Annotated in this window: 22 protein-coding genes; 12 read left to right on the top strand and 10 right to left on the bottom strand. The window is 67.3% G+C overall.

Going from position 1 to position 26,276, the window contains the following annotated elements; all coding sequences use genetic code 11:
- Positions 1-30: 30 nt before the first annotated feature.
- From SOM18_RS01250 to SOM18_RS01235, 4 genes are read right to left on the bottom strand one after another with little or no spacing between them, the layout of a single operon-like run.
- The gene (locus SOM18_RS01250; RefSeq protein ID WP_031440690.1) at positions 31-570 is read right to left on the bottom strand and encodes an ankyrin repeat domain-containing protein; all 540 of its coding nucleotides are present in this window, start codon (positions 568-570) and stop codon (positions 31-33) included.
- Positions 563-1,750 carry a glutathionylspermidine synthase family protein gene (locus SOM18_RS01245; protein WP_031440689.1) on the bottom strand — a complete coding sequence of 396 codons (1,188 nt, stop codon included), beginning with the start codon at positions 1,748-1,750 and terminating at the stop codon, positions 563-565. Before SOM18_RS01245 ends, SOM18_RS01250 begins: the two co-directional genes overlap by 8 nt.
- On the bottom strand, positions 1,750-2,499 hold the full coding sequence (locus SOM18_RS01240; RefSeq protein WP_031440688.1) for a PspA/IM30 family protein: 750 nt from the start codon (positions 2,497-2,499) through the stop codon (positions 1,750-1,752). The genes SOM18_RS01245 and SOM18_RS01240 overlap by 1 nt, the downstream gene beginning before the upstream one ends.
- A 27-nt stretch (positions 2,500-2,526) precedes the next feature.
- Positions 2,527-2,961: a YjfI family protein gene (locus SOM18_RS01235; RefSeq protein WP_031393897.1), complete on the bottom strand. Its 435-nt coding sequence runs from the start codon at positions 2,959-2,961 to the stop codon at positions 2,527-2,529.
- Positions 2,962-3,086: 125 nt separating this feature from the next.
- On the opposite strand from SOM18_RS01235, the gene SOM18_RS01230 reads away from it, so the two are divergent.
- The 3 genes from SOM18_RS01230 to SOM18_RS01220 are packed head-to-tail and all read left to right on the top strand — an operon-like array spanning position 3,087 to position 4,757.
- Positions 3,087-3,728, top strand: coding sequence for a DUF2491 family protein (locus SOM18_RS01230; protein WP_031440687.1), 642 nt, complete (start codon positions 3,087-3,089; stop codon positions 3,726-3,728).
- Between the two features lie 31 nt (positions 3,729-3,759).
- Positions 3,760-4,173 (top strand): DUF350 domain-containing protein, encoded by a 414-nt coding sequence (locus SOM18_RS01225; protein ID WP_031440686.1) that lies wholly within the window; start codon positions 3,760-3,762, stop codon positions 4,171-4,173.
- Between the two features lie 11 nt (positions 4,174-4,184).
- Positions 4,185-4,757 (top strand): DUF1190 domain-containing protein, encoded by a 573-nt coding sequence (locus tag SOM18_RS01220; protein ID WP_037529576.1) that lies wholly within the window; start codon positions 4,185-4,187, stop codon positions 4,755-4,757.
- 36 nt (positions 4,758-4,793) lie between these two features.
- On the opposite strand, the gene SOM18_RS01215 is transcribed toward SOM18_RS01220, so the two are convergent.
- Together SOM18_RS01215 and SOM18_RS01210 are read right to left on the bottom strand one after the other, a co-directional pair.
- A complete protein-coding gene (locus tag SOM18_RS01215) occupies positions 4,794-6,287 on the bottom strand; it encodes an MFS transporter (RefSeq protein WP_031440684.1) in 1,494 nt (497 codons plus the stop codon).
- Complete coding sequence (locus SOM18_RS01210; RefSeq protein ID WP_107045869.1) at positions 6,284-7,321, bottom strand: LacI family DNA-binding transcriptional regulator; 1,038 nt, start codon at positions 7,319-7,321, stop codon at positions 6,284-6,286. The genes SOM18_RS01215 and SOM18_RS01210 overlap by 4 nt, the downstream gene beginning before the upstream one ends.
- Before the next feature lie 236 nt (positions 7,322-7,557).
- Here SOM18_RS01210 and SOM18_RS01205 point away from each other — a divergent pair, with 236 nt between their 5' ends.
- The 4 genes from SOM18_RS01205 to SOM18_RS01190 all read left to right on the top strand — a co-directional run bounded on the left by SOM18_RS01205 (position 7,558) and on the right by SOM18_RS01190 (position 16,043).
- Entirely contained in the window at positions 7,558-10,395 is a 2,838-nt protein-coding gene (locus SOM18_RS01205; protein ID WP_052380922.1) for a TonB-dependent receptor, read from the top strand.
- A gap of 97 nt (positions 10,396-10,492) precedes the next feature.
- Positions 10,493-12,343 (top strand): alpha-amylase family glycosyl hydrolase, encoded by a 1,851-nt coding sequence (locus SOM18_RS01200; RefSeq protein WP_031440682.1) that lies wholly within the window; start codon positions 10,493-10,495, stop codon positions 12,341-12,343.
- A complete protein-coding gene (locus tag SOM18_RS01195) occupies positions 12,343-13,959 on the top strand; it encodes an alpha-glucosidase (RefSeq protein WP_031440681.1) in 1,617 nt (538 codons plus the stop codon). The genes SOM18_RS01200 and SOM18_RS01195 overlap by 1 nt, the downstream gene beginning before the upstream one ends.
- Complete coding sequence (locus SOM18_RS01190) at positions 13,956-16,043, top strand: glycoside hydrolase family 97 protein (RefSeq protein ID WP_031440680.1); 2,088 nt, start codon at positions 13,956-13,958, stop codon at positions 16,041-16,043. Before SOM18_RS01195 ends, SOM18_RS01190 begins: the two co-directional genes overlap by 4 nt.
- 48 nt (positions 16,044-16,091) lie before the next feature.
- On the opposite strand, the gene SOM18_RS01185 is transcribed toward SOM18_RS01190, so the two are convergent.
- Positions 16,092-16,718, bottom strand: coding sequence for a glutathione S-transferase family protein (locus tag SOM18_RS01185; RefSeq protein WP_209567065.1), 627 nt, complete (start codon positions 16,716-16,718; stop codon positions 16,092-16,094).
- Positions 16,719-16,824: 106 nt separating this feature from the next.
- On the opposite strand from SOM18_RS01185, the gene SOM18_RS01180 reads away from it, so the two are divergent.
- Positions 16,825-18,267, top strand: a complete 1,443-nt coding sequence (locus SOM18_RS01180; RefSeq protein WP_031440678.1) for a dihydrolipoyl dehydrogenase — start codon at positions 16,825-16,827, stop codon at positions 18,265-18,267.
- Positions 18,268-18,270: 3 nt separating this feature from the next.
- Here SOM18_RS01180 and SOM18_RS01175 read toward each other — a convergent pair whose 3' ends face one another.
- From SOM18_RS01175 to SOM18_RS01165, 3 genes are read right to left on the bottom strand one after another with little or no spacing between them, the layout of a single operon-like run.
- Positions 18,271-18,471 carry a hypothetical protein gene (locus tag SOM18_RS01175; RefSeq protein ID WP_031440677.1) on the bottom strand — a complete coding sequence of 67 codons (201 nt, stop codon included), beginning with the start codon at positions 18,469-18,471 and terminating at the stop codon, positions 18,271-18,273.
- Between the two features lie 56 nt (positions 18,472-18,527).
- Positions 18,528-18,911, bottom strand: coding sequence for a MerR family transcriptional regulator (locus SOM18_RS01170; RefSeq protein ID WP_031440676.1), 384 nt, complete (start codon positions 18,909-18,911; stop codon positions 18,528-18,530).
- Positions 18,908-20,611 (bottom strand): long-chain-fatty-acid--CoA ligase, encoded by a 1,704-nt coding sequence (locus SOM18_RS01165; protein ID WP_042467071.1) that lies wholly within the window; start codon positions 20,609-20,611, stop codon positions 18,908-18,910. Before SOM18_RS01165 ends, SOM18_RS01170 begins: the two co-directional genes overlap by 4 nt.
- Positions 20,612-20,744: 133 nt before the next feature.
- On the opposite strand from SOM18_RS01165, the gene SOM18_RS01160 reads away from it, so the two are divergent.
- From SOM18_RS01160 to SOM18_RS01145, 4 genes are all read left to right on the top strand, one after another.
- A complete protein-coding gene (locus tag SOM18_RS01160; RefSeq protein ID WP_031440674.1) occupies positions 20,745-21,881 on the top strand; it encodes a thiolase family protein in 1,137 nt (378 codons plus the stop codon).
- On the top strand, positions 21,881-24,199 hold the full coding sequence (locus SOM18_RS01155; protein WP_031440673.1) for a 3-hydroxyacyl-CoA dehydrogenase/enoyl-CoA hydratase family protein: 2,319 nt from the start codon (positions 21,881-21,883) through the stop codon (positions 24,197-24,199). The genes SOM18_RS01160 and SOM18_RS01155 overlap by 1 nt, the downstream gene beginning before the upstream one ends.
- A gap of 292 nt (positions 24,200-24,491) precedes the next feature.
- Entirely contained in the window at positions 24,492-24,902 is a 411-nt protein-coding gene (locus SOM18_RS01150; RefSeq protein WP_031395134.1) for a DUF2147 domain-containing protein, read from the top strand.
- Positions 24,903-24,952: 50 nt separating this feature from the next.
- Positions 24,953-26,245, top strand: coding sequence for an OmpP1/FadL family transporter (locus tag SOM18_RS01145; RefSeq protein WP_320481167.1), 1,293 nt, complete (start codon positions 24,953-24,955; stop codon positions 26,243-26,245).
- The last annotated feature ends 31 nt before the right edge of the window (positions 26,246-26,276 follow it).

Here is a 26,276-nt window from a genome sequence, read left to right as displayed (position 1 = left end):
GGATCCTGACTTTCGTCAGGATGACGACGTTCAGGCGGCGGATCCCAACCCGTGCGAACCCTCAGCAAACCGCGCCGCCAGCGCCGCATTCCCCTGCGACATCGCCAGCGACGCCACGCTGTTCCCCGCCGCATCGACCACCGCCGGATCCGCACCCTGTTCGATCAGCAGGTCGATGATCGCCCCCTGATTGAACAGAGCCGCCATCATCAGCGCGGTCTGCCCGACGCCGTTGCGCCGGTTCACGTCCGCCCCCGCCTTGATCAGCATCCGCGCGATCGGCGTATAGCCCTTGAAGCACACCCCCATCAGCGCGGTATTGGCGGTGCTCGCCGGATCGCCATCGACCCGCGCGCCCGCGTCGAGCAGCAGCCGCGTCGTCGACTCCTGCGCATTGTAGCTCGCCAGCACGAGCGGCGTGTACCCCCGCGCATCGGTAACCTCGATATCGACCCCCGCCTGCAGCAGCGCGGGGATCATCTCGTCCCGCCCCATCCGCGCGGCGTCGAACATCAGTTCGACCAGCCGCTCGATCGGCGGCAATGGCGGCAGCTCACGTACGTCAGTCATCATTCGCCTCGATGATATGCGGGACGAAGCGCGCCATGTTGCGCGTCACCACCGTCTCATCCTCTCGAACGCCGATCCCCGCGGCTTCGTTGCCGACGATCCACGCCCCGATCACCGGATGCCGCCCGTCGAACACCGGCGGCGGCGCATAGGCCTGGAGGATAGCCCCTTCGGCACCATAGCCCTGGTCGAGAATGGCGGGCGTGCCGCCCTCCCCGCCGACGATCTCGACATTCGCACCCTCGCGCGAGAATAGCGGCTTGCGGACATGGCGCGGCCCCAGGATCTTCGCCGCCGGATCGCCGTCGAAGAACGCGGGCAGCAGGTTCGGGTGCCCGGGATGCCGCTCCCACAGCAGCGGCAGGATACCCTTGTTCGACAGGATCGATTTCCACGCCGGCTCGATCCAGCGCACGTCCGCGCGCGACAGGTTCGGCGCATAGGGTTCGCGCAGCATGAACTCCCACGGATAGAGCTTGAACGCCGCCTGCACTTCGAAGCCTTCGGGGTCGACGAACCGGCCATCGGCGGCGAGGCCGATATCCTTCATCTCGACGAACTTGGGCTCGATCCCGACCTGGCTCGCCAGATCCTCGAAGAACCGCACCGTCTGCCGGTCCTCGATCGCGGTCGCATCGGCTGCGAAATGGACGAAGCCACCGCTCGGGAACAGCGCGCGGAAGCGTTCGCGCAGCTTGTCGAACAGGCTGTTGAACTGGTCGGTCCCCGCCGGCATCGCCCCGCTCGCGAGCAGGTCTTCGAGCCACATCCACTGGAACGTTGCGCATTCGAACACCGATGTCGGCGTGTCGGCATTATATTCGTAGAGCTTGGCCGGCCCCGTCCCGTCATAGGCGAAGTCGAACCGGCCATAGAGCGACGGCTGGCGCGTCCGCCACGTCTCCGCGACGTAATTCCACTGCTCGCGCGGGATCGCGAGCCGCTCCATCAGCTGCTGGTCTCGGACCACCTCGTCGACCAGTTCGAGGCACATCGCGTGCATCTGTTCGGCCGCGGGTTCGAGATCCTCCTCGATCTCCGCCAGCGTGAAGGCATAGGCGGCGCTCTCGTCCCAATAGGGTTCGATTGCGTCGCCGACCGCCGTGCCGTGATAGACGAACCCGATCGCGTCGGCCCGTTCGCGCCAGTCGCCGCGCGGGTCGACCGCGATCCGGCGCATCAGTTGTCCTGCGTCTTGCTGTCGTCGCGCTGCTCGATCCGCAGCGTCTGCCCGAGCTGGTCGGTCTTGGGCGCGGTCAGCCGGGCGAGCACGTCGTCCGCGGACGACTGACCCGGCAGGATCCCCGCCTGGCGCAGCTTCTCGTCGAGATCCGCGCCGGTGCGCCGATCCTCCAGCTCGCCGGCCGCCTTGATGCGCTCGCCGCGGATCGCCTGCCGCTCGCGAATCCGCGCGAGGCTGTCCGCCGCGGAGCCCAGCTTGTTGCCCGCGCCGATGCTGCCCGATGCGACCGTCGCCTGTGCCTTCTGCACCGACTCGTTGACCTTGACGACCTCGACCTCGCGGCGGAGCTGCTCGATCTTGCGGTCGGTCTGCGCGACCGCGGTGTGGATCTGCTCCTCGGCGGCGCGCATGTCCTCGACCTGCGGGCTCTTCAGCGCGATGTCCTGTTCGAGATCGGCGATCCGCTGCGCGACCTGCCGCGCGAGATCCATATTGCCCTTCTCGACCGCGATCCGCGCCGAGGCCTCGTATTTCGCGGCCTGCGCGCGGAAGCTCTCGACCTCAGTCTCGAGGATGCGACGGCGGGCGACCAGCCCGGCCAGGTCGTCGCGCGCTTTCCCTTGCGCCTTGTCCGCGTCGCGGATTTCCTGGTCGAGGATCCGCAGGGCGTTCGCGTCGACGACCGCCGCGCCGGCTTCATGCGCGCCCGCCCGGCCGAGGGTGAAAATCTTGCTCCAGATGGCCATGCCAGTCTCTCCGTATGATGCTTTGGGTCAGGCGGCGGGGATCTGCGCGTTGCGCAGGTCGGTGGCCGCATCGATCGCGTTCTCGGCCAGCGTGCGCAGCTCGATCACGATCGTGTCGAGCCGGCTCGACGTCGCGAGTTCGCCGAACAGTTCATAATAATCGCGCCCCTCGACGCTGCCGATCCCGAAGTTCGACAGCGGCACCAGCTTCTGCGTTTTCAGCAGGAACGCGTTGAACGCCGCCTGGTCCTCCTGCTCGTCGCACGGCCAGAGCAGGGTCGAGGCCGAGATCTGCGCCTCGCTGACATTGACGAACAGTTCGAGGTCGCCATGCTCGTGCATCGTGACGAGCAGGATCGGATCCGCCCCCTCGACGATACGGACGCTCAACTCCCCCGTTTTCGCAGGCTCGGACGTATCGAGCGCGGCCTTCAGGCTGCGGACGGTCCAGATGTCGGTCAATGCAAGAACTCCCGTGCTTGTCGCGTGCCCGCACACATAGGCGTCGGCGAAGGGCGCGCCAATGGCGCTTTGCGAGCATCGCCGCTTTCGCCTATGCACAGGCCGAACCATAACGTGAGGATTGCATGTTCGATCGCCTGTTCGGCCGCAAGCAACCGCTTGAAGGCTCCGGACTTCCCGTCATCCGCAACGTCACGCTCGGCCGCACGGTGATCGTCGACCCGCTCGCCTGGCGCCGGTTCGGGTCGGAGCTGCTGTTCCCGTTCGACCGCGACACGCTGGTGATCGTCGCGCAGGGTCTCGTCGACCTCAACGAGGGCGGGTTCGTCCACCGGTTCTACACCGATGACGACATCATGTTCCAGGCGGTCTCGAACGACCGCGCGGGGCAGGACGTGACCGACGTCACGATCTTCGCGCCCTGGGACAGCGCCTACCCCTCCTCCGCCGCCGAACGCCCCGCCTGGAAGTCCCGGCTCAAGGCGCGCAGCTTCACCGCCGAGGGGCTCCCCGACTATGACCGCGTCTGGTTCGGCCCCGAGGCGAGCGAGCAGGAACCGGTGACCTTCTGGGAGGATCTCCACGACGACCGCGACGGCATCGTCGACCGCCGCATCTTCCAGACCTGCATGCTGTTCGGCCGCGACCTGCCGGGCGACGACGGACGCGAACTGCTGCTCGCGATCGACCAGGAGAATGAGGCGGGCGAGGTCTCGTTCGAGATCATGCTCGGCGTCGCACTGGAACTCGGCGAGTTCCGCGCCTAGCATCGTCGCATCAGCGTTCCGGGGGATTCAGATGATCGACTATTACAGCTTCGGCGCCAGCGCGGCGGCCTTCCTGATCGCGTTCGTCGCGGCCGGGCTCTTCACCATCGCGTTCAAGATCATCTTCCAGGCGACCACGCCCTATAACGAGAAGGCGCTGATCCGCGACGGCAATACCGCCGCGGCGATCACGCTGGGCGCGGCGCTGCTCGGCTATGTCCTCCCGCTCGCCTCCGCGCTGACGCACACCGTCACGCTGGTCGAGTTCGCGGTGTGGGCGGTGCTCGCAGGCGTGATCCAGATCGTCGCCGCGCTCGTCGTCCGCCGCCTCGTGATGCGCGACATTCACGACCGGATCGTGCGGGGCGATATCGCCGCCGCCACCTATATGGGCAGCATCTCGCTCTGCGTCGGCATCCTCAATGCCGCCTGCATGACGAACTGAGAGGCAAAGACATGAAGCGTTCCAGCTCGATCGTCCTCACCGGCCTGATCGCGGGCTCGGGCATCTCGCTGACCGCCTGCGACGGCGATGTCGGCGGCAAGCCCGTCGACGCGCAGAGCTATGCCTCGGTCGCCGAATGCCGCTCGGCGGGGGCGATCCCCGCCGCGCAGTGCGACACCGCCTATGAACAGGCCAAGACCGACGCCGCCAAGACCGCACCACGGTTCGAGGACAAGCAGACCTGCGAGGAGCAGTTCGGTGCCGCGCAGTGCGAACCGCGCAACAATGGCAGCGGCGGCAGCTTCTTCACGCCGTTGCTGACCGGGTTCATCATCGGCCAGGCGCTCAACGGCGGCTATGGCTATCGCGGCGCACCGATGTACCGCGATCGTCAGGGCAATTATTATGGCGGCGCCGGCGGCCGCATCAGCCGCGATTACGTCACCGGCCGCACCCGCGTCGGCTCGGACGCCTTTACGCCTACCACGGCGCGTGCTCCCGCGCGGGTCCAGACCCGCAGCTCGGTGATCTCGCGCGGCGGGTTCGGCGGCGGCTTTGGCGGCCGCGGCGGCTTCGGCGGCTGACCCCTGATCCTCCCCCGCCAGGGGGAGGGCAGTATCTCAGGCGTCCCGCGGCACCCGCAGCATCGCCAGCGCCGCGACGCCCATCACCCCCGCCGCGATCAGCATCGCCCAGACCGGATCGCCCGGGAACACCGTCCGCATCACCTGCCCCATCACCGACGACACGATCAGCTGCGGCAGCACGATGAAGATGTTGAACAGCCCCATGTAAACGCCCAGCTTGGCCTGCGGCAGCGCGTTGGACAGCATTGCATAGGGCATCGTCAGAATCGACGACCAGGCGATCCCGATCAGCACCATCGACCCGATCAGCGCATGCGGATCGCGCAGGAGCAGGAACGACCCGAACCCCGCCGCCCCGCTCAGCAGGCCGAGGATATGCGCATTGCGCCGCCCGATCCGCCCCGCGAGCCACGGCATCACGAACGCCCACACCGTCGCCACGCCGTTATACACCGCGAACAGCACCCCGACCCAGTTCGCGCCGTCATTATACGCCGCACTCGCCGTGTCGGTCGTCCCGAACGCGCGCTGCGTGACGATCGGCGTGGTGTAGATCCACATGATGAACAGCGCCGACCAGGTGAAGAACTGGACGAGCGCGAGCCGCTTCATCGTCTGCGGCATGGTCGCAAGATCGCCGACGATCTGGCTGAGAACATTGGACTCTCTACCCGACCGGACGAGCGCGGCGCTGACCAGCAGTGCGATACCGAACGCGATCAGCCCGGCGCCGAGCAGATAGACCGGCTTGTCGAGCCCGAACCGCGCCACCGCCGCGATCACGATCGCCCCCAGCGCGATCCACACCGGCGCCAGCCGCGCGCCCGATCCGACCGGTGCCGCTATCGCCGGCCCCGCCTCGACCGCGCCGCCAACATGCTCGAACGCCGCCATCTCGTCGGGCGAATATTCCTTCGTCGTCAGCACCGTCCACAGCACCGCGCAGAACAGCGCCGCGGCACCCAGATAGAAGCCATAGCGCACCGATGGCGGGATCCCGCCCCCCGCCGCGGTGTTGGCGACGTGGAAGACGTCGGTCAGGATCAAAGGCGCCAGGCTGCCGATCACCGCGCCCGCGCCGATGAAGCCGGTCTGGAACGCATAGCCCGCGGTCCGTTGCCGACTGCCCAGCATGTCGCCGACGAACGCACGGAACGGCTCCATCGCGACGTTGAGCGATCCGTCGAGCATCCACAGCAGCGCCGCCGCAACCCACAGCACAGGCGCGTTCGGCATCCCCAGCAACGCGATGGTCGCCAGCACCGCACCGCCCAGGAAATAGGGTCGCCGGCGCCCGAGCCGCCCCCAGGTCCGGTCGCTGTAATGCCCGATCACCGGCTGGACGAGCAGCCCGGTCAGCGGCGCGGCGATCCACAGAAAGGCAAGATCGTCGACGCTGGTGCCGAGCGACTGGAAGATCCGGCTGACATTCGCATTCTGCAGCGCGAAACCGATCTGGATCCCGAAGAACCCGAACGAGATGTTCCACAGACCCCAGAAACCCTGACGCGGCTTCTCGCGCGTCACGCCGCAGCCTCGCCCGACGAGCGCCGTACGACCAGTTGCGTCGGCAGCACGATGCTCGTCACAGGCCGATCGTCGATCCGCGCTAGCAGCATCTCGACCAGCCGCCGGCCGCCCAGCACCGTGTCCTGCGCCACCGTCGTCAGCGGCGGATTGGCGAGGCTGGCGGCGGGAATGTCGTCGAACCCGACGATCGCGACGTCGTCGGGCACGATCCGCCCCGCCCCCGCCAGCACCCGCATCGCCGACAGCGCGATCAGGTCGCTCGCCGCGACGATCGCATCGAACGCGACCCCGCGCGCGAGCAACGCCTGCGCCGCGCGCGTGCCGTCTTCCTCGGTGGTGATCGCGTCGACCTGCAAGTGCGGATCGGCATGTAGGCCATGTTCCTCGAGCGCCGCGAGATAGCCGCGGTGGCGGTCGTAGAATTCCGGATAATGATCGGTCGCATCCCCCAGGAACGCGATCCGCGTCCGCCCCTGCGCGATCAGGTGCCGCGTCGCCTCCGCACCGCCCGCGACATTGTCGCACCCGACGGTCAGCCCGGGCTGGTCGTGCCGCACCGATCCCCAGCGGATGAAATGCGTCCCCTGCGCCACGAGGTGATCGAGCCGCGCTCGATAATCCGCATAATCGCCATAGCCGAGCAGGATCAGCCCGTCGGCGCGGTGGCTGTCCTCGTAATCGGTATGCCAGTCGGACGAGAAATTCTGGAACGAAACGAGCAGGTCATAGCCATGATCGGCACACGCCCCCATCATCGCGCCCAGCATGCCCAGGAAGAACGGATTGACCTCGGTCTCGTCGGGCGTCGGATCGCGGAACAGCAGCAGCGCGATCGTCCGCGTCTTGCCGCTGCGCAGGTTCGATGCACTGCGGTCGACGGTATAGTTCAGCTGCTTGGCGATCGCCTCGATCCGCTGCCGCGTCGCCGGGCTGACCGTCGGGCTGCCACGCAGCGCGCGCGACACGGTCGGCTGCGATACGCCCGCGGCCTGCGCGATGTCGAACGACGTGGATTTGCGCTGGGCACTCAAGACAGGGATCCTCTCGGGGGCGCTCGGACGGCGTCGCCGTCGCAATCATCACTCCAGTTTGCCCGCAACGTCAACGCATTGGCCCCCGCGATCCGTGGCAAATCGGCAACACGGCCGGAACGGCCGCACTGAATACGTATGTCGATTGATTGGCTTTCGCGGGGCGGAATTCCATTGGAACGCCACACACGGCCCACGGCGCGAAAGATGCAGCGGGGCTTTCAGGGGAGTTGAACATGACGACGTCCAAGCGTTTCCCGGCATCTGCCGCGCATCACCTTTTCACCCTATCGGCCAGCGGCACCGCGCTCGCCGTGGCGCTCTTCGCCGCGTCGGTCGCCGACGCGCAGGTCGCGACCGATCCCGCCCCGGCCTCCGCCGACAACACCGTGTCGAGCGCACCCTCTACGCCCGCCCCGACCGTCGCGACGCAGGACGCCACCGCCCCGAGCAGCGGCCCCGCAGCAGAGTCCAGCGACGACATCGTCGTCACCGGCTTCCGCGCCAGCCTGCGCTCGTCGATCGCGGTCAAGCGCAACCTCGACGTCGTCGCCGAGATCGTCTCGGCAGAGGATATCGGCCGCCTGCCCGACGTCTCGATCGCCGAGTCGCTCGCCCGCCTGCCCGGCGTCACCTCGCAGCGTACCGGCGGCCAGGCGTCGGCGATCAACATCCGCGGCCTCAGCCAGGATCTCGTCTCCGCCACGCTCAACGGCCGCGAACAGGTCGCGACCTCGGGCAACCGCGTCATCGAATTCGACCAGTATCCGTCCGAACTCATCAACCAGGCCGCGGTCTACAAGAGCCCCAAGGCCTCGCAGATCGAGGGCGGCGTCGCCGGCAAGGTCGAGCTCAGCACCGCGCGCCCGCTCAGCATTCCCGGCAAGACGCTCGTCAGCGTCAACGTTCGTGGCGTCTATAACGACCGCGCCGGCCAGAACCCCGACGCCAGCGAATTCGGCTATCGCGGCAGCGCCTCGATCCAGACCAAGCTGCTCGACGACACGCTCGGCCTCGCGGTCGGGTATGCCCGTCTGAAGCAGGCGAACGTCGCGACGCGCTTCGTCGGCTATGATTACACCGCGACCGGCCAGAACGGCAGCCCGGCGATCCGCGACCTCGACGGCAACGGCCGCGCCGACGCGATCGGCTATGGCTTCGAGGCGGTCCAGTCGGGCGGCAACGAGACCCGCGACGGCGTCCTCGGCAGCGTCCAGTATGAGCCGACCGACACGTTCCGCGTCCTGCTCGACGGCTATTATTCGCGCTTCAAGTCGGACGTGTTCCGCCGCGGCATCCGGGTCGAGAACCTGCAGCAGACCAGCAGCAACCTCACCGACCCGACCGTCATCGGCAACACGATCGTCGGCGGCAACGCCTCGGGCATCCGCACCCGCACGATCCAGCAGAACGAGAACCGCCTCGACAAGCTCTACACCTTCGGCGGCAACGTCCAGAAGGACATCGGCCAGCTCACGCTGACCGCCGACGGCTCCTATTCGCGCGCCTCGAGCTTCTTCAACAATTCGGGTCTCGACGACAACGGCAACACGACCGCGACGCCGACGACGCTCAGCTACAAGCTCGACGGTCTGAACGTCGGCTCGTTCTCGACCAACGCCAACTACACCGACCCGGCCGCGAACACGTTCGAGGGCTTCTACATCGTCCCGCAGAAGGACACCGACCGCCTCTATGCGTTCGCCGGCAGCGCGCTGCTCAAGATCGACGGTCCGTTCCTCAAGTCGTTCGAGGTCGGCGGCCGCTATGGCAACCGCAAGGCGGAGCGGACGATCACCAGCTTCAACGCGTTCAGCTTCGCTGCGCCCGTCACGCTGACCGGCTCGAATTCGACGACCGCGGGCTTCAAGGGCAAGTTCTCGTCCTTCCCCGACTTCATCGTCGCCGATATCGGCAGCATCTTCGACTCGCAGCTCGGGCCCGACCGCGTCGTCGACCAGACCCAGGCGTTCACGCAGGACCAGAGCTTCACGATCGACGAGAAGACCTATGCCGGCTACGGCCAGCTCAACTTCGACACGATCGCCGGCTCGCTGCCGTTCAAGGGCAATATCGGCCTGCGCGTCGTCCATACCGACCAGAGCTCGTCCTCGACGATCTCGGACGGCGGCACCGGTCGCTACCTCAACACCCGTGGTCGCAAGTTCACAGACTGGCTGCCCCAGGCGAACTTCATCCTCGGCCTGACCGAGAACGACCAGGCCCGCCTGTCGCTCTCGCGCCAGATCTCGCGTCCGCGCTTCTTCGACTTCCGCAACTCGATCAGCACCAACCTGGTCAGCATCGGCGGCACCGCGGCGCGGCTCGACGGGTCGGGCGGCAACCCCGCGCTCCAGCCGTTCCGCGCCAACCAGTTCGACGCCACCTATGAGCATTATTTCGGCAACAGCGGCTCGCTCGTGCTCGGCGCCTTCTACAAGGACGTCCGCAGCTTCGTGATCGGCGGCGTCATCCCGAACTACGACTTCGCCGCCAACGGCATCAGCACCCCGCCGCTCGCCGGGACCGGCTTCACCAGCGTCGTCACGACCGGCAATCTGTTCGCACCGATCAACGGCAATGGCGGCTATGTCTATGGTTTCGAAGGCGCCATCACCAAGACGTTCGACTTCCTGCCGGCGCCGTTCGACGGCCTCGGCGCGGTGCTCAACATCTCGTACAACCAGTCCGACGTCAGCATCACCAACGCGATCAGCGGCAACACGCTCTCGCTGTCGCTGCCCGGCCTGTCGAAGATCGTCTCCAACCCGACGCTCTTCTACGAGAAGAACGGCTTCCAGACGCGCGTTTCGATGCGCTACCGCTCGAAGTTCGTCGCCCCGCAGTTCGGCCTCAGCGAGCAGATCGTGACCAATGCCGCCGAGACCGTGTTCGACGCGCAGATGAGCTATGAATTCCCGCAGGGCAGCCCGCTCGCCGGGATGACGCTGCTCGCGCAGGCTAACAACCTGACCGACCAGCCGACCCGCTCCTATTTCGGCCAGACCGCACAGACGGGCACGCTGCAATATTTCGGGCGCCAGTTCTATCTGGGTGCAAGCTTCCGCTTCTAACGACCTGTAATACCGCCGTCCGCCCGGGGTCATCCCGGCGGACGGCGACCCGGCGCCGGTGGCGCCGTCACCGATTCCGGTGCGAAAAGGACATCCGATGATCAAGAGCGTCGCCACCATCCTGGCAGGGTTGCTCGCGCTCTCGCCCGCCATCGCAGACCCCGGCCCGGCATCGCGGGCCGCACGCAAGCCGGTACCGGCGACCGACTATCGCGCGCGGCTGCCGCAGGACGAGGTCATCTATTTCGTCCTCCCCGACCGGTTCGAGAATGCCGATCCCGCCAACGACCGCGGCGGCCTCACCGGCGATCGCCGCGTCACCGGCTTCGACCCGACCGCCAAGGGCTTCTACCACGGCGGCGACCTCAAGGGTCTGACCAAGCGCCTCGGCTATCTCCAGCAGCTCGGCGCGACCGCAATCTGGCTCGGCCCGATCTTCAAGAACAAGCCCGTCCAGGGCGCGCCCGGCAAGGAATCCGCTGGCTATCACGGCTACTGGATCACCGACTTCACGCAGGTCGACCCGCATCTCGGCACCAATGCCGACATGACCGCGCTCGTCACCGCGGCGCATGCGCGCGGGATGAAGGTCTATATGGACATCATCATCAACCATACCGCCGACGTGATCCAGTACCGCGAATGCACCGAGGGCACCCCCTGCGCCTATCGCGACCGCGCCAACTACCCCTATCAGCGCAAGCTCGGCCTGCGCGGCAAGGCGATAAACCCCGGCTTCGCGGGCGACGCCGTCCGCACGCCTGAGAACTTCGCGCGGCTGACCGACCCCGGCTTCGCCTACACGCCCTATGTCCCTGCGAAGGAACGGACCGTGAAGGTCCCCGCCTGGCTCAACGACCCGATCTATTACCACAACCGCGGCGACTCGACCTTCACCGACGAGAGCTCGACGATGGGCGACTTCTCCGGCCTCGACGATCTCGCGACCGAGAACCCCCGCGTCGTGTCGGGCATGATCGACATCTTCGGCGGCTGGATCGACCGGTTCAAGGTCGACGGCTTCCGCATCGACACCGCGCGCCACGTGAACCCCGAATTCTGGCAGGCCTTCACGCCCGCGATGCTCGACCGCGCCAGGGCGAACGGCATCCCCAATTTCCACATCTTCGGCGAGGTCGCCTATGGGACGATGGATCCGGGCTATCTCGCGCGCTTCACCCGCGTCGACAAGCTGCCCGCGGTGCTCGACTTCGGCTTCCGCTGGGGCGTGACCGACGTCGTCGCGGGCAACAAGGGCACGAACGAACTCGCCGCTTTGTTCGACGGCGACGCGCTCTACGAACACGGCGCCGACACCGCGATGATCCTGCCGACCTTCCTCGGCAATCACGACCAGGGCCGCTTCGCGCGCGACGTCCGCCGCCTCAACCCGAACGCGAGCGAGGCCGAGGTGCTGGCCCGCGTCAAGCTCGGCCATGCGATGCTGCTGACGCTGCGCGGCGTGCCGACCATCTATTCGGGCGACGAGCAGGGCTTTGCCGGCGACGGCGACGACCAGGACGCACGCGAGGACATGTTCGCCTCGAAGGTCGCGGTCTATAACGACAACCGCCTCGTCGGCACCGACGCGACCACCGCGACCCCCAGTTTCGGTACGACCCACCCGCTGTTCCGCCAGATCGCCCAGCTCGCGCGCCTCCGCGTCGCGCACCCGGCGCTGACCCGCGGCCGCACGCTCGTCCGCGCGCGCGGCGATACGCCCGGCCTGTTCGCGGTCTCGCGCTTCGATCCCGTGACCGGCGCCGAGATGCTCCTTGCGTACAACACCAGCGCAAAGCCGCTGACCAGCGCGATCCAGGTCGAGACTCGCTCGACCCGCTTCGATACGCTCGCCGGCGCTTGCCCCGCGCGCGCGACCGCCCCCGGCAGCGTCACGCTGACCATCCCCGCCTTTGGCTATGCGGTCTGCGCCGCGGAGACCCGCTGATGCCCGACGATACGAGCCTGCCCGTGCACCGACCCTGGTGGAAGGGCGCGGTCATCTACCAGATCTATCCGCGCAGCTTTGCGGATTCCAACGGCGACGGCATCGGCGACCTGCCCGGCATCACCCGCCATCTCGACTATGTCGCGAGCCTCGGCGTCGATGCGGTCTGGCTTTCGCCCTTCTTTACATCGCCGATGAAGGACTTCGGCTATGACGTTGCGAACTACCGCGATGTCGACCCGATCTTCGGCACGCTGGCCGATTTCGACACGCTGATCGCGCGCGCCCACGCGCTCGGGCTGAAGATCATCATCGACCAGGTCTACAGCCACACCTCGGACGAGCATCCCTGGTTCGTCGAGAGCCGTTCGTCGCGCACCAACCCCAAGGCGAACTGGTATGTCTGGGCCGACGCCAAGCCCGACGGCAGCCCGCCGTCCAACTGGCAGTCGGTCTTTGGCGGCCCCGCCTGGACCTGGGACGCGCGCCGTCGCCAATATTATCTGCACAATTTCCTGAAGGAACAGCCACAGCTCCACCTCCATGACGCGGACGTTCAGGACGAGATCGTCGACACCGCAAAATTCTGGCTCGACCGCGGCGTCGACGGCTTCCGTCTCGACGCGATCAACTTCGCGATGCACGACCCCGCGCTGACCGACAATCCGCCGGTCACCGACAACAGCCTGAAGACGCGCCCCTTCGACTTTCAGGCGCATGTCCATAACCAGAGCCATCCCGACATACCCGCCTTTCTCGAACGACTGCGGCGGCTGATCGACGGCTATGGCGACCGCTTCACCGTGGCCGAGGTCGGCGGCGCGGACAGCGACCGCGAGATGAAGCTGTTCACCCGTGGCCAGACCCGGCTCAACAGTGCCTATGGCTTCGACTTCCTCTACGCGTCGGACCTCCGCCCCAGCACCGTCGCCGACGCGATCACGCTCTGGCCGTCGGACGCGGAGATGGGCTGGCCGAGCTGGGCGTTCGAGAATCACGACGCCCCGCGCGCCGTCTCGCGCTGGATCGGCCCCGATCACCGCGACGCCTTCGCGCGGATGAAGATCGCGCTGCTTGTCTGCCTGCGCGGCAACATCTTCCTCTATTATGGCGAGGAACTGGGGCTCACCCAGGTCGAGGTGCCGTTCGACCAGCTCCAGGATCCCGAGGCGATCGCCAACTGGCCGCTGACGCTGTCGCGCGACGGCGCCCGCACGCCAATGCCGTGGCGGGCCGATGCGCCGCATGCGGGCTTCACCGATGCGTCGCCGTGGCTCCCGGTCGGTAACGACCATCCCGAGCTCGCGGTCGACCGGCAGGAGGGCGATCCCGACTCGCTGCTCGCGCTCACCCGCCGCCTGCTCGCGCTGCGCCGCGCGATCCCCGCGCTTGCGATCGGCGATCTGGTGCTGACCGAGGTCACCGACACGCTGCTCGCCTTCGAACGCCGTGACGGCGACCAGATCCTGCTCTGCGTCTTCAACATGGCCGCGACGCCCGTCGCGTGGAGCCCCGCTACCCCCGAACACTGGCGCGTCCGCGACAGCATCAACGACGCAACGATAGGACGACTGGGCGGCTATGCCGCGCTGATCGTCGAAAGGACCGGATCATGAAGACCCTCTCGCTCACACTTGCGACCCTGCTCGCGACGACCGCACCCGTGATGGCGCAGGATCAGGCCGCTCCCGCGGTCACGACGAACGAGACGATCAAGCCGCAGCCCGTCCCGACGATCCCCTCGGCGATCGCGACCTCCCCCGACGGCAGCATCGCGGTCACCGTCGCGACCGACGGCGAAGGCCATGCGACCTACAGCGTCACGCGCAAGGGCACGCTGATCGTCAAGCCGTCGCGGCTCGGCTTCCTCTTCACCGATGCGCCCAAGTTCGACCGGCATCTGAAGATCGAGACCGTCACCCGCGACAAGGCGGACTCGACCTGGACGCAGCCCTGGGGCGAGTGGAAGACGATCCGCGACAACCATAGCGAGATGCGCGTCCGCCTGCGCGAGACCGACCGGCTGCAGCGCGCGATCGACGTCGTGTTCCGGCTTCAGGACGACGGCATCGGCTTCCGCTACGTCTTCCCCGACCAGCCCAACTTCAAGACCGTCAACATCGCCGAGGAGCTGACGCAGTTCGCCTTTGCCGAGGACGCGACCGCCTGGTGGAAGCCCGGCTTCGAATGGAACCGCGAGGAATATCTCTACAACCGCACGCCGCTCGCCGATGTCGGCACCGCCGCGACGCCGATCACGCTGAAGCTCGCGGGCGGCACGCATGTCGCGCTGCACGAGGCCGCGCTGGTCGACTATGCCGGCATGAACGTCGCCAAGGTCGAGGGCAACACGCTGAAGGCGGTGCTGACCCCCGGCGCCGGCGCGCCCAAGGTCACGCGGACCGGCCCGTTCGCGACGCCCTGGCGCACGCTGATCCTCTCGGACGACGCGCCCGGCCTCTACATGAGCCATATCGAGCTCAATCTGAACGAGCCCAACAAGCTGGGCGACGTCAGCTGGGTCAAGCCCGGCAAGTTCGTCGGCGTGTGGTGGAACATGATCACCGGCAAGTGGAGCTGGGCGACCGGCCCCAATCACGGCGCCACCACCGCGCATGTGAAGACCTATATCGACTTCGCCAGCGCGAACAAAATCCCCGGCGTGCTCGTCGAGGGCTGGAATGTCGGCTGGGACGGCGACTGGTTCGGCGACGGCACCGCGATGCAGTTCGACACGCCGACCCCCGATTTCGACGCCGGCTATCTCGCCAAATACGCCAAGTCGAAGGGCGTCTATCTGATCGGTCATAACGAGACCGGCGGCTCGGCCAGCCATTATGACGGCCAGCTCGACCGCGCCTTCGCCTTTGCGCGTGATCACGGCATTCCCGCGATCAAGACCGGCTATGTCACCGACGCGGGCCAGATCGAACGCGTCGATCCCGACGGGTCGCAGCACCGCGAATGGCATGAGGGCCAGTGGATGGTGAACCACTATACCCGCGTCGTCACCACCGCCGCCAAGTACAAGGTGTCGATCGACAGCCACGAGCCCGTCAAGGACACCGGCCTGCGCCGCACCTATCCCAACTGGATCGCGCGCGAGGGCTCGCGCGGGATGGAATATAACAGCTGGGCCGGCAAGAACCCGCCCGAGCACGAGGCGAACCTCGCCTTCACGCGCATGCTCGAGGGGCCGATGGACTTCACCCCCGGCGTGCTCAGCCTCAAGGGCACCGACGACAGCGATCTCCTGTCGACGATCGCCAAGCAGCTCGCGCTCTACGTCGTGCTCTATTCGCCCGTCGTGATGGCGGCGGACACGCCGGAGAACTACGCGAAATATCCCGCCGCGTTCCAGTTCATCAAGGACGTGCCGACCGACTGGTCCGACACCCGCGTGCTCAACGGCGAGGTCGGCGACTTCGTCACCTTCGCGCGCAAGGACCGCAAGTCGAACGACTGGTATGTCGGCAGCGTCACCGACGAGAATGCCCGGACGCTCACCGTCGCGCTCGACTTCCTCGACGCCGGCCGGACCTACACCGCGCAGATCTACCGCGACGGCCCCGGCGCGGACTACAAGACGACCGCACGCCACGCGATCACGATCGAGACCAAGCGCGTCCGCAAGGGCGACACGCTGACGCTCGCGCTCGCGCCCGGCGGCGGTCAGGCGATCCGCTTCAAGGCACGCTGAACCGGAGGGACCGGCGCTGCCGTATCGCAGCGCCGGTTCCGTCCCCCGTCAGCGCCGCGGTGGCGAGAGCGGCCCGCCAATCTCGATCGCCTTCTGATAGCCCGGCACCGCCTTCAGCCGCTCGAAATACGCGCTCACCTCCGGCTGGTCCCTGAGCAGCCCCGCGCTCTCCGCGGTCGCGAGCAAATACGACATCTGGATATCCGCCAGCGTCAGCTTCGCCCCCATCAGATACGGTCCCTCGCCAACCGCGTCGGCGATATACGCAAACGTCTTGGCGACCTCGGGCTCGGAGAATTTGCCGAGGCCTTCGGGCAGTCCGCCCATCATCTTGCCGATCACCGTCATCATGATCGGGAACGCCGCCGAACTCTCGACATAGTGCAGCCATTCGTCATGGATCGCCGCCTCGGGCGTGCCCTCGGGCGGGCTGAGCCGCGCGCCCCCGTACTTGCGATCGAGATAGGACAGGATCGACGCGCTCTCGGCGAGCGTCAGGTCATCGTCCTGCACGATCGGCGCCTTGCCCAGCGGATGCACCGCCTTCAGCGACGCAGGCGCACGGAAGCTCGCATCCCGCTCGTACCGGACCAGCTCATAGGGCAGCTGCAGCTCCTCCAGCAGCCACAAGATACGGAAAGACCGGGAGAAATTCAGGTGATGGACGGTCAGCATTGCGGGTCCTCGGATCGTGGTGATTATCGGATCGGCATGCGGAACGGGTCAGGCGGTTGGAAGGTTTCGCTGCCATGACCGGAATGCTCCGGAGACGGAGTCGATCATGCCGAACACCAGCCCAGATCTCAACGGCCCCGATCTCACCTGTGACGTAGCGATCATCGGCGCAGGCACCGCCGGTCTCGCGGCCGAGCGCAATGCACGGCGCAACGGCGCGCGCACGCTGCTGATCGACGAGACCTTCTCGGGCACCACCTGCGCCAGCGTCGGCTGCATGCCCTCCAAGCTGCTGATCGCCGCCGCCCACGCTGCGCATGCGGTCCGCCAGGCATCGGTCTTCGGAATCGCCGCCGAGCCGCGGATCGACGGGGCCGCGGTGATGGCGCGCGTCCAGCGCGAGCGCGACGCGTTCGTCGCGGGCGTCTGCGACTCGCTCGACAAGCTCCCCGACGGCGTAAAGGTCCAGGCCCGCGCGCGCTTCGTCGACGCGACCACGCTCCGCCTCGACGACGGCCGCACCGTGACCGCCAAGACCGTCGTGATCGCGACCGGGTCCTACCCGAACATCCCCGACAGTTTCGACGCAGTCCGCGACCGCGTGCTGACCAACGAGACGATCTTCGACCTGCCGACCTTGCCCGGCTCGGTCGGCGTGATCGGCGCCGGCCCGATCGGCCTCGAACTCGCCCAGGCGCTCGTCCGGCTTGGGGTCGAGACGATGGTGTTCGACCAGTCCCCCGGCCTCGCCGCGCTGAAGGACGAGAAGGTCTCGGCGGCGCTCCACGGTATCCTCGACAAGGAACTGCCGATCCATCTCGAAATGGAATTGAAGGCCGAACCCGACAGCGATGGCGTCCGGCTGTCCTGGTCGGGCGAGCAATCGGGATCCCGCCGCTTCGACTATCTGCTCGTCGCGACCGGCCGCCCGCCCCGGCTGAAGGGCCTCGGGCTAGAGACCACCGGGATCGCGCTCGACGATCACGGCACGCCGCTCTTCGACAGGACGACGATGCAGTGCGGCGACGCGCCGATCTTTATCGCCGGCGACGCGGATCACGACCGCACCGTGCTCGGCGAGGCGTCTGCCGAGGGGATGATTGCCGGCCGCAACGCCGCGCAGTTCCCCGACGTCACCCCCGGCCCGCGGATGGTCCCGCTCGCGATCATGTTCACCGACCCGACCGTCGCGGTGATCGGCGACATCACCCCCGACGACCAGGACGGCATCGTCATCGGCGAAGCCTCCTACGAGGATCAGGGTCGCGCCAAGGTCATGGCGCGCAACGCCGGGCTGATCCGCTTCTATGCGGAGGCGGGCACCGGCCGGCTCACCGGCGCGACGATGGCCGCCCCCGGGGTCGAGCACAGCGCGCACCTGATCGCCTGGGCGATCCAGCAGGGCCGCACCGCGACCGACCTGCTCGACATGCCCTTCTATCACCCGACGCTCGAGGAAGGGCTGAAGCCTGCACTCCGCGCGATCTGCAAGGCGGTCAGCGCGCCCGTTCCCGCCGACCGCGACGACGGCTTCACCGCGGGCGCCTGAGCCTCACTCGTCGAGGTCGAGATAGGCGACGACGTCGTTCTGGGTCGCGATGTACAGCCCTGCCTGGACCTCATCGCTCTGCTGCGCGGCGATCGCCAGCGCCTCGCCGAGCGGGCCGTAGAAAAGCGTCGTCGCCGCCCCGCCCTCGAGCGCATCGTCGAGATGATAGAGACGAACGCCGACGGCGGAGGAGATGGTACGCATCGCCCATCCCTGCCGCGCTGCGCCGCGCGGTGCAACCGCTGCGCGTTACAGGCCGGTCAGGACGCGATCCGCTCGAGCGCCTGCGCCTCGATCTTCTCCAGTTCCTCCAGCGTCTGCGCGATCGCCGCCTGCTGCTGCTGGAGGTCGTCGATCCGCTGGCGACAGCGTTCGGCAAGCGCACGCATCTGTTCGACATGCTGCGGATCCGCATCGTACAAAACGAGGAACTCCTCGATGTCGCGCAACGAGAATCCCAGCCGCTTGCCGCGCAGGATCAGCTGCATCCGCGCGACGTCGCGCCGCGTATAGACGCGCGTCGTGCCGATCCGGCACGGCTCGATCAGCCCCTTGTCCTCATAGAAACGCAGCGTCCGCGCGCTGACCCCCAGCGCCTGCGACACGTCCTGAATCCCGGTAAGATCGTCCTGCCGCTCGTTCACGGTGTCGCTCCCCTCTCCCCCGACGCCGCCCCGGCCGGCATTGCGCGTGCCAGCCTGGCCTCTTCCTCCGCGACAAGTTCCTTTTTGGATAGCTTGCCGATCAACGTCTTGGGCAGAGTGTCGCGGATTTCGACCTCGCGGGGAAGCTCGATCTTGCTGATCTTGTCGCGCAGAAAATCACGCAATTCCACAGGGGTTGCGACCGCACCTTCGACCAGCGTGACGAACGCCTTGGGCGCCTGTCCGCGATAGGCGTCGGCGACCCCGATCACCACCACCTCGGCGACTGCGGGGTGCTCGTACAGCGCCTCCTCGATCACCCGCGGATAGACATTGTAGCCGCCGCACAGGATCAGGTCCTTGATCCGGTCGACGATGAACAGATAGCCGTCCGCGTCGAGATGCCCGACGTCGCCGGTGCGCAGCGCCCCGTCCGCGAACAGCGCCGCGCTCGCTTCCGGCTTGTGCCAATACCCTTGCGTAACCTGCGGACCTCGCGCGCAAATCTCGCCATTCTCACCGACCGGCAGCAGCCGGGTCGGGTCCTCGCGGTCGCGGATCTCGATGATCGTGCCGGGAAAGGGCAGCCCCGCCGATCCCGGCTTGTTCAGCCCCTCGATTGGATTGCAGGTGATGATCGGCGAGGCCTCCGACAGGCCATAGCCCTCGACCAGCTTCGACCCCGTCGCCGCCTCGAACGCGGTACGCACCTCGGCGGGCAGCGGCGCGCCGCCCGAGATGCACGCATGGATCGACGACAGGTCGATCGGCTGCGTTTCCGCCGCCTTGGTGATCGCCGCATAGATGGTCGGCACCGCGGGGAAATAGGTCGGCTTGGTCCGCACGATCGTCTTGAGCAGCTGCTGCAGCTCGAACCGCGGCAACAGGATCATCTGCGCGCCCGCGCGGATCGAATAGGTCAGCACCGTCGTCAGCGCGAAGACATGGAACAGCGGCAGCGCCCCCATCACCCGGTCCTGCTCGGGCGTCTCGCCGCCGACGAACGTCATCATCGCGTCTGCGTTCGACACCAGATTGGCGTGGCTCAGCATCGCCGCCTTGGGCTCGCCGGTCGTCCCCCCGGTATATTGCAGCACCGCGACCTCGTCCGGCGTCACCGCGACCGGCGCGGGCGCGCCCTTTGCGCGCACCAGCGAGTCGAAGCTGCGATGCCGCGCGTCGTTCGGCGCGCGCGCAATCTCGGCGCGCTTGAAGATCCGGTAGGCGATCGACTTCAGCGTCGGCAACGCGCCCGCGATCGGGCAGGTGATGACATGCCGCAGCCCCGTCTCGCCCGCGACCTTCAGCACGCGCGCATGGATCTCGGTAATGTCGCAGGTCGCGATGATCTCCGCGCCCGAATCCTTCAGCAGGTGGCACAGCTCGCGCTCGACATAGAGCGGGTTGACGTTGACGACGATCCCGCCCGCCTTCAGCACCGCGAAGAACAGCACCGGATAATAAGGCGTGTTCGGCAGGCACAGCGCGACGCGCGTCCCCTTCACCACGCCCAGATCCTGCAGGCCCCGCGCCGCATGCGTGACCGCGTCGCCAAGCTCGGCATAGGTCATCGTCGACCCGAGGAAATCCAGCACCGTCCGCGACCCGAATCGGCGGACCGCCGTGTCGAGCATGTCGCCCAGCAAACGCGCTTCGCCTTCTAGCGGTACGCCGATCGCACGGCCGTCGGTGTCCAGCATCTCTCTCTCCTTTTCGGCGTGCGCTCTCGACTGATATTGTAGGCCGCATCACCTTGACGTATAGGAGAGGTATCGCACCTTAAGGGTAGCCCGCAAGTCTTAAGCGGACCGATTGCAATTGGAGAGGATCATCGTGACCAACGTCGTCATCGCCGGGTACGCCCGCTCGCCGTTCCACCTTGCCGGCAAGGGCGATCTCGCCCGCGTCCGCCCCGACGATCTCGCCGCGCAGACGATCCGCGGTCTGCTCGACAAGACCGGCGTCGATCCCGCCGCGATCGAGGACATCATCCTCGGCTGCGCCTTCCCCGAGGGCGAGCAGGGCCTGAACGTCGCGCGGATGATCGGCCTGCTCGCCGACCTGCCGCTGTCGGTCGGCGGCATGACGGTCAACCGCTTCTGCGGCTCGTCGATGAGCGCGATCCACATCGCGGTCGGCCAGATCAACATCGGCGCTGGCGACGCGTTCATCTGCGCCGGGCTCGAATCGATGAGCCGCGTGCCGATGGGCGGCTACAACCCGCTCCCCAACCCCGATCTCTTCAAGAAGAACGCCGGCGCGTACATGGGCATGGGTGAGACCGCCGAGAACGTCGCGCGCGATTATCAGATCACCCGCGCCGAGCAGGATGCGTTCGCGGTGAAGAGCCAGGACAAGGCCGCCGCCGCGCGCGCCGATGGTCGCCTGTCGGACGAGATCGTGACGATCCAGACCAAGGCCGGCCCGGTCAGCCAGGACGGTACGATCCGCGCCGGCACCACCACCGAGGCGCTCGCCGGCCTGAAGCCTGCGTTCAGCGCAGACGGCTCGGTCACCGCCGGCACCTCCTCGCCGCTGACCGACGGCGCCTCCGCCGTCCTCGTCACCTCGGAAGAGTTCGCGACGAGGTACGGCCTGACCATCCTCGCGCGCATCAAGTCAATCGCGGTCTCGGGTAACGAGCCGTCGACGATGGGCCTCGGCCCGATCTACGCCTCGCAAAAGGCGATGGAGCGCGCCGGCATCACCGTCGCCGACCTCGACGTGGTCGAGATCAACGAGGCGTTCGCCAGCCAGGCGATCGCCTGCATCCGCGACCTCGGGCTCAAGGACGAAACGATCAACCTCGATGGCGGCGCGATCGCGATCGGCCATCCGCTCGGCGCGACCGGCGCGCGCATCGTCGGCAAGGCCGCAGCCTTGCTCGCCCGCGAAGGTGGCCGCTACGCGCTCGCCACCCAGTGCATCGGCGGCGGTCAGGGCATCGCAACGGTGCTGGAGCGCGCATGATGGACAACGCCGTAAAGAAAGTCTGCGTCATCGGCGCGGGCGTGATGGGCGCCGGCATCGCCGCGCAGGTCGCAAACGCCGGCATCCCGGTCTTGCTGCTCGACATCGTCCCCCGCGAGGGTGACGATCGCGACGCGGTCGCCAAGGGCGCGGTCGCGAAGATGCTCAAGACCGACCCCGCCCCCTTCATGTCGAAGCGTGCGGCAAAGCTGGTCGAGACGGGCAATATCGACGACCATCTCGACCGCGTCGCCGATTGCGACTGGATCGTCGAGGCGATCGTCGAGCGGCTCGATACTAAGCAGGCGCTCTATGCCAAGCTCGAGGCGCTCAAGCGTCCGGGCACCGCGGTCTCGTCGAACACCTCGACGATCCCGCTCGGCCACCTCGTCGACGGCCGCTCGGACCAGTTCAAGGCCGACTTCCTCATCACGCACTTCTTCAACCCGCCGCGCTACATGCGGCTGGTCGAGATCGTCCGCGGTGAGCATACCGACGCCGCGGTCGCCGGGAAGGTCGAGGATTTCGTCGATCGCTTCATGGGCAAGCGCATCGTCCGCGCGAAGGACACGCCGGGCTTCATCGCCAACCGCATCGGCACCTACTGGCTGGCGATCGCGATCAACGCGGCGATGGATCAGGGGCTGACCGTCGAGGAGGCCGACCAGATCGGCGGCCGTCCGATGGGCGTGCCCAAGACCGGGATCTTCGGGCTCGTCGATCTCGTCGGCGTCGACCTGATGCCGCTGCTGTCGAAGAGCCTCTCGTCGACGCTCCCCGCGGGCGATCCCTATTTCGACACGGTCCGCGACATGCCGCTCGTCGACAGGATGATCGCGGAAGGGTGCACCGGCCGCAAGGGCAAGGGCGGCTTCTACCGCTTCGACAAGGCGACGCGCACCAAGCTCTCGCTCGACCTCGCGACCGGCGACTATCGCCCTGAGGCGAAGCCCGCCGAACTGCCCGGCAAGACCGGCAAGGATCTCGCCGCGCTGATCGCCGAGCCCGGCAGGATCGGCACCTATGCCTGGACGATCCTCGGCAACACGCTGGCCTATGCGGCGATGCTCGTCGGCAAGGCGGCGGACGATATCGTCGCGATCGATGACGCGATGAAGCTTGGGTACAACTGGAAATACGGGCCGTTCGAGCTGATCGACCGGATGGGCCCGGGCCTGCTCGCCCAGCGTCTCGCTGCCGAAGGCCGCGACGTGCCTGCGATCCTGACGACCGCGGGCGACCGCCCCTTCTACCGCGTCGAGAACGGCAACCGCCAGTATCTGACCGCCGACGGCGACTATGTCGACGTGCCGCGCGCCGACGGCGTCGAGTTGCTCGAGGACATCAAGCTCCGCTCGCAGCCCGTCCTGACCAACGCCTCGGCGTCGCTCTGGGACGTCGGCGACGGTGTCGCCGCGCTCGAATTCCACACCAAGATGAACGCGCTCGACGATCAGGTCATCGCGCTCATCGAGGAAGCGATCCCGGTCGTGCGCGAGCGCTTCAAGGCGCTGGTCGTCTATAACGAGGGTAGCAACTTCTCGGCCGGCGCCAATCTCGGCGCGGCGATGTTCGCGGTCGGTGCGGGCCTGTGGGACATGGTCGAGGCCAGCGTTTCGCGCGGCCAGCAGGCGTACAAGGCGCTGAAATACGCGCCCTTCCCCGTCGTCAGCGCGCCCGCAGGACTGGCGCTCGGCGGCGGCTGCGAGATGCTGCTCCATTCGGACGCGGTGCAGGCGCATGCCGAGACCTATGCCGGCCTCGTCGAATGCGGCGTCGGGTTGGTGCCCGGCTGGGGCGGCAATGGCGAGATGCTCGACCGCTGGACCAAGTCGCGCACGCTCCCCAACGGCCCGATGCCCGCGCTGACCAAGGTGTTCCAGGCGGTCTCCACCGCGCAGGTCGCCAAGTCGGCGGCGGAGGCGAAGGAGATGATGATCCTGCGCAAGGACGACGGCATCACGATGAACCGCGATCGCCTGCTCGCCGACGCCAAGGCGAAGGCGCTCGCGCTGGTCGAGGGCTATGTCGCCCCGGAGCCGCCGACCTTCCGTCTGGCGGGCGCGAGCGGTCGTACCGGTCTGTCGATGGCGGTGTCCGACTTCCACAAGAAGGGCATGGCGACCGACTATGACGTCGTCGTTGCCGACCGCCTCGCCGAGGTGCTGACCGGCGGCGAGGCCGACCTCGTCGACACCGTCACCGAAACGCAGCTCCTCGACCTCGAACGCGCCGCCTTCATGGCGAGCGTCAAGGACCAGCGCACCCAGGCGCGCGTCGTCCACATGCTGCAGACGGGCAAGCCGCTGCGGAACTGAACACCCGTCATCCCCGCGAAGGCGGGGACCCATAAGGGCTGACCTGCGTGCGTGATCGCGCCGTCAGCCCCTATGGGTTGCCGCCTCCGCGGGAATGACGGCCGTGACCCCGATGACCATGTTTTTAACCGCCCCGGATCCGTAAGAAGACTTGACTTGTCTTTGTACAAAACTAAGGGCGGAACGATTACTGCCGTATACGGCAACAAGGTCTCGCTTACGTCGCTGATCTTGCGAGACATTCACGATCGTACACATACGACGACCCCGGAACCTTAGGAGAGGATAGACGATGTCCCTGATGATGATCGCCGCGCTGCTCGCCGGCGCGCCCGCGACCGCCGACACCGTGGTCGGCCGCTGGCGGACCGAGACGCACAACGCCATCGTCGAGATCGCGCGCTGCGGCCCCTCGATCTGCGGCAAGATCCTGACCTCCGACGCGCTGCGCGCCAACCCGTCGATGAAGGACGCCAACAACAGTAACACCGCGCTGCGCAGCCGCCCGATCCAGGGCATGCAGATGCTCAGCGGCTTCAAGTCCGACAAGGACGGCGTCTGGAGCAGCGGCCAGGTCTACAATGCCGAGGACGGCAAGACCTATAGCGGCAAGATCACCCCGGTCGGCGCGAACCAGTTGAAGCTGCGCGGCTGCGTCTTCTTCCCGCTCTGCAAGACCCAGACCTGGACGCGCGTCCGCTGATCCTAGGTCCCTTTCATCTCCCCAAAAGTTAGCGTTCAGGAATTTTGTAAATGTCGTTTCGTACCAAGGCCCCGTTGCTGGCCGTGACCGCGCTCGTCTCCGCTTTCGGGTTCGCCAGCACCGCCTATGCCGACGCCTTCTATCTCCAGGCGCAGTCGGCGCGTGGCGCGGGCCGTGCATTCTCGGGCGAGGCCGCCGATACCGGCGCCGCGTCGCTCTGGTGGAACCCCGCCGCGATCGCCGGCATCCGCGACGGCAGCGCGACGCTCAGCGCCAGCGCGATCATCCCGCGCGGCGACGTGGTCGACACCGGATCGCAGATCTGCCGCCCGGGCGGCCAGCCCTGCACCGCGATCAGCGGCCAGTCGAACTCGAGCGACCCGGTCAACAAGGGCGTCGTCCCCTCGGGTGCGGTCGCCTATCCGCTGACCGACCGGATCGCGGTCGGCCTCGTCGTCACCTCGCCGTTCAGCTTCACGACCAACTATGACGCCGACAGCTGGGCCCGCTACAGCGCGGACAAGACCCGCCTGCGCACGATCGACATCCAGCCCTCGATCGGCGTCGAGCTGACCGACTGGCTCCGCGTCGGCGGTGCGCTCAACGTCGAATATACCGACGCGATCCTCAGCAACGCGCTGCCCAACGTGTCCGCAGCACAGCCTGACGGCCGCCAGGAACTGAGCGGCGACGGCTGGGATCTCGGCTGGACCGCGGGCGTCCAGCTCCACAACGACTTCGCCACCGTCGGCGTCACCTACAAGTCGAGCATCCGTCACAAGCTGAAGGGCGACCTCGTCGTCACCGGCCTGCTCGGCCCGCTCGCCGGCGGCAATACCGAAGTCTCGGGCGCGACCGCGGAGTTCAACACCCCCGGCCAGGTCATCGTCGCGGGCCGCGTCCGCGCCACCGACCAGCTGACGCTCAACGCCCAGGTCATCGCGTTCAACTGGAGCAAGTTCGACACGATCGATCTCGGCGCACCGCTCAACACGGCGATCCCGGAGAACTACCGCGACAGCTGGAGCCTCGCGGGCGGCTTCGACTATGACGTCACGCCCAAGCTGACCGTGCGTGGCGGTGTCCAGCGCACCAAGACGCCGACCCAGGACGGCCAGCGCGACGCGCGCGTTCCCGACGCCGATCGCTGGACCTATGCCGCCGGTGCCTCCTACCAGGTGACGCCGCGCATCGCGGTCGACGCCGCGGCGCAATATGTCGACTTCGAGAACACGACGATCGACCGCGCCACCTTGGTCGCGGGCAGCATCATCCGCACCAACGGCGCGCTCCGCGACGCCAGCGCGATCGTCACCTCGCTCGGCGCCCGCGTCTCGTTCTGACGCTAACCGCCCCTCCCCATATCGGGGAGGG

The sequence above is a fragment of the Sphingomonas sp. CFBP9019 genome (assembly GCF_034045155.1).
GTDB lineage: Bacteria > Pseudomonadota > Alphaproteobacteria > Sphingomonadales > Sphingomonadaceae > Sphingomonas > Sphingomonas aerolata.
This window is presented reverse-complemented; position numbering and strand designations above follow the sequence as displayed.

Coding starts and splice junctions, on each gene's coding strand:
- SOM18_RS01250 (WP_031440690.1), bottom strand. CDS start 570: ATGACTGACGTACGTGAGCTGCCGCCATTGCCGCCGATCGAGCGGCTG.
- SOM18_RS01245 (WP_031440689.1), bottom strand. CDS start 1,750: ATGCGCCGGATCGCGGTCGACCCGCGCGGCGACTGGCGCGAACGGGCC.
- SOM18_RS01240 (WP_031440688.1), bottom strand. CDS start 2,499: ATGGCCATCTGGAGCAAGATTTTCACCCTCGGCCGGGCGGGCGCGCAT.
- SOM18_RS01230 (WP_031440687.1), top strand. CDS start 3,087: ATGTTCGATCGCCTGTTCGGCCGCAAGCAACCGCTTGAAGGCTCCGGA.
- SOM18_RS01225 (WP_031440686.1), top strand. CDS start 3,760: ATGATCGACTATTACAGCTTCGGCGCCAGCGCGGCGGCCTTCCTGATC.
- SOM18_RS01220 (WP_037529576.1), top strand. CDS start 4,185: ATGAAGCGTTCCAGCTCGATCGTCCTCACCGGCCTGATCGCGGGCTCG.
- SOM18_RS01205 (WP_052380922.1), top strand. CDS start 7,558: ATGACGACGTCCAAGCGTTTCCCGGCATCTGCCGCGCATCACCTTTTC.
- SOM18_RS01200 (WP_031440682.1), top strand. CDS start 10,493: ATGATCAAGAGCGTCGCCACCATCCTGGCAGGGTTGCTCGCGCTCTCG.
- SOM18_RS01195 (WP_031440681.1), top strand. CDS start 12,343: ATGCCCGACGATACGAGCCTGCCCGTGCACCGACCCTGGTGGAAGGGC.
- SOM18_RS01190 (WP_031440680.1), top strand. CDS start 13,956: ATGAAGACCCTCTCGCTCACACTTGCGACCCTGCTCGCGACGACCGCA.
- SOM18_RS01185 (WP_209567065.1), bottom strand. CDS start 16,718: ATGCTGACCGTCCATCACCTGAATTTCTCCCGGTCTTTCCGTATCTTG.
- SOM18_RS01180 (WP_031440678.1), top strand. CDS start 16,825: ATGCCGAACACCAGCCCAGATCTCAACGGCCCCGATCTCACCTGTGAC.
- SOM18_RS01175 (WP_031440677.1), bottom strand. CDS start 18,471: ATGCGTACCATCTCCTCCGCCGTCGGCGTTCGTCTCTATCATCTCGAC.
- SOM18_RS01165 (WP_042467071.1), bottom strand. CDS start 20,611: ATGCTGGACACCGACGGCCGTGCGATCGGCGTACCGCTAGAAGGCGAA.
- SOM18_RS01155 (WP_031440673.1), top strand. CDS start 21,881: ATGGACAACGCCGTAAAGAAAGTCTGCGTCATCGGCGCGGGCGTGATG.
- SOM18_RS01150 (WP_031395134.1), top strand. CDS start 24,492: ATGTCCCTGATGATGATCGCCGCGCTGCTCGCCGGCGCGCCCGCGACC.
- SOM18_RS01145 (WP_320481167.1), top strand. CDS start 24,953: ATGTCGTTTCGTACCAAGGCCCCGTTGCTGGCCGTGACCGCGCTCGTC.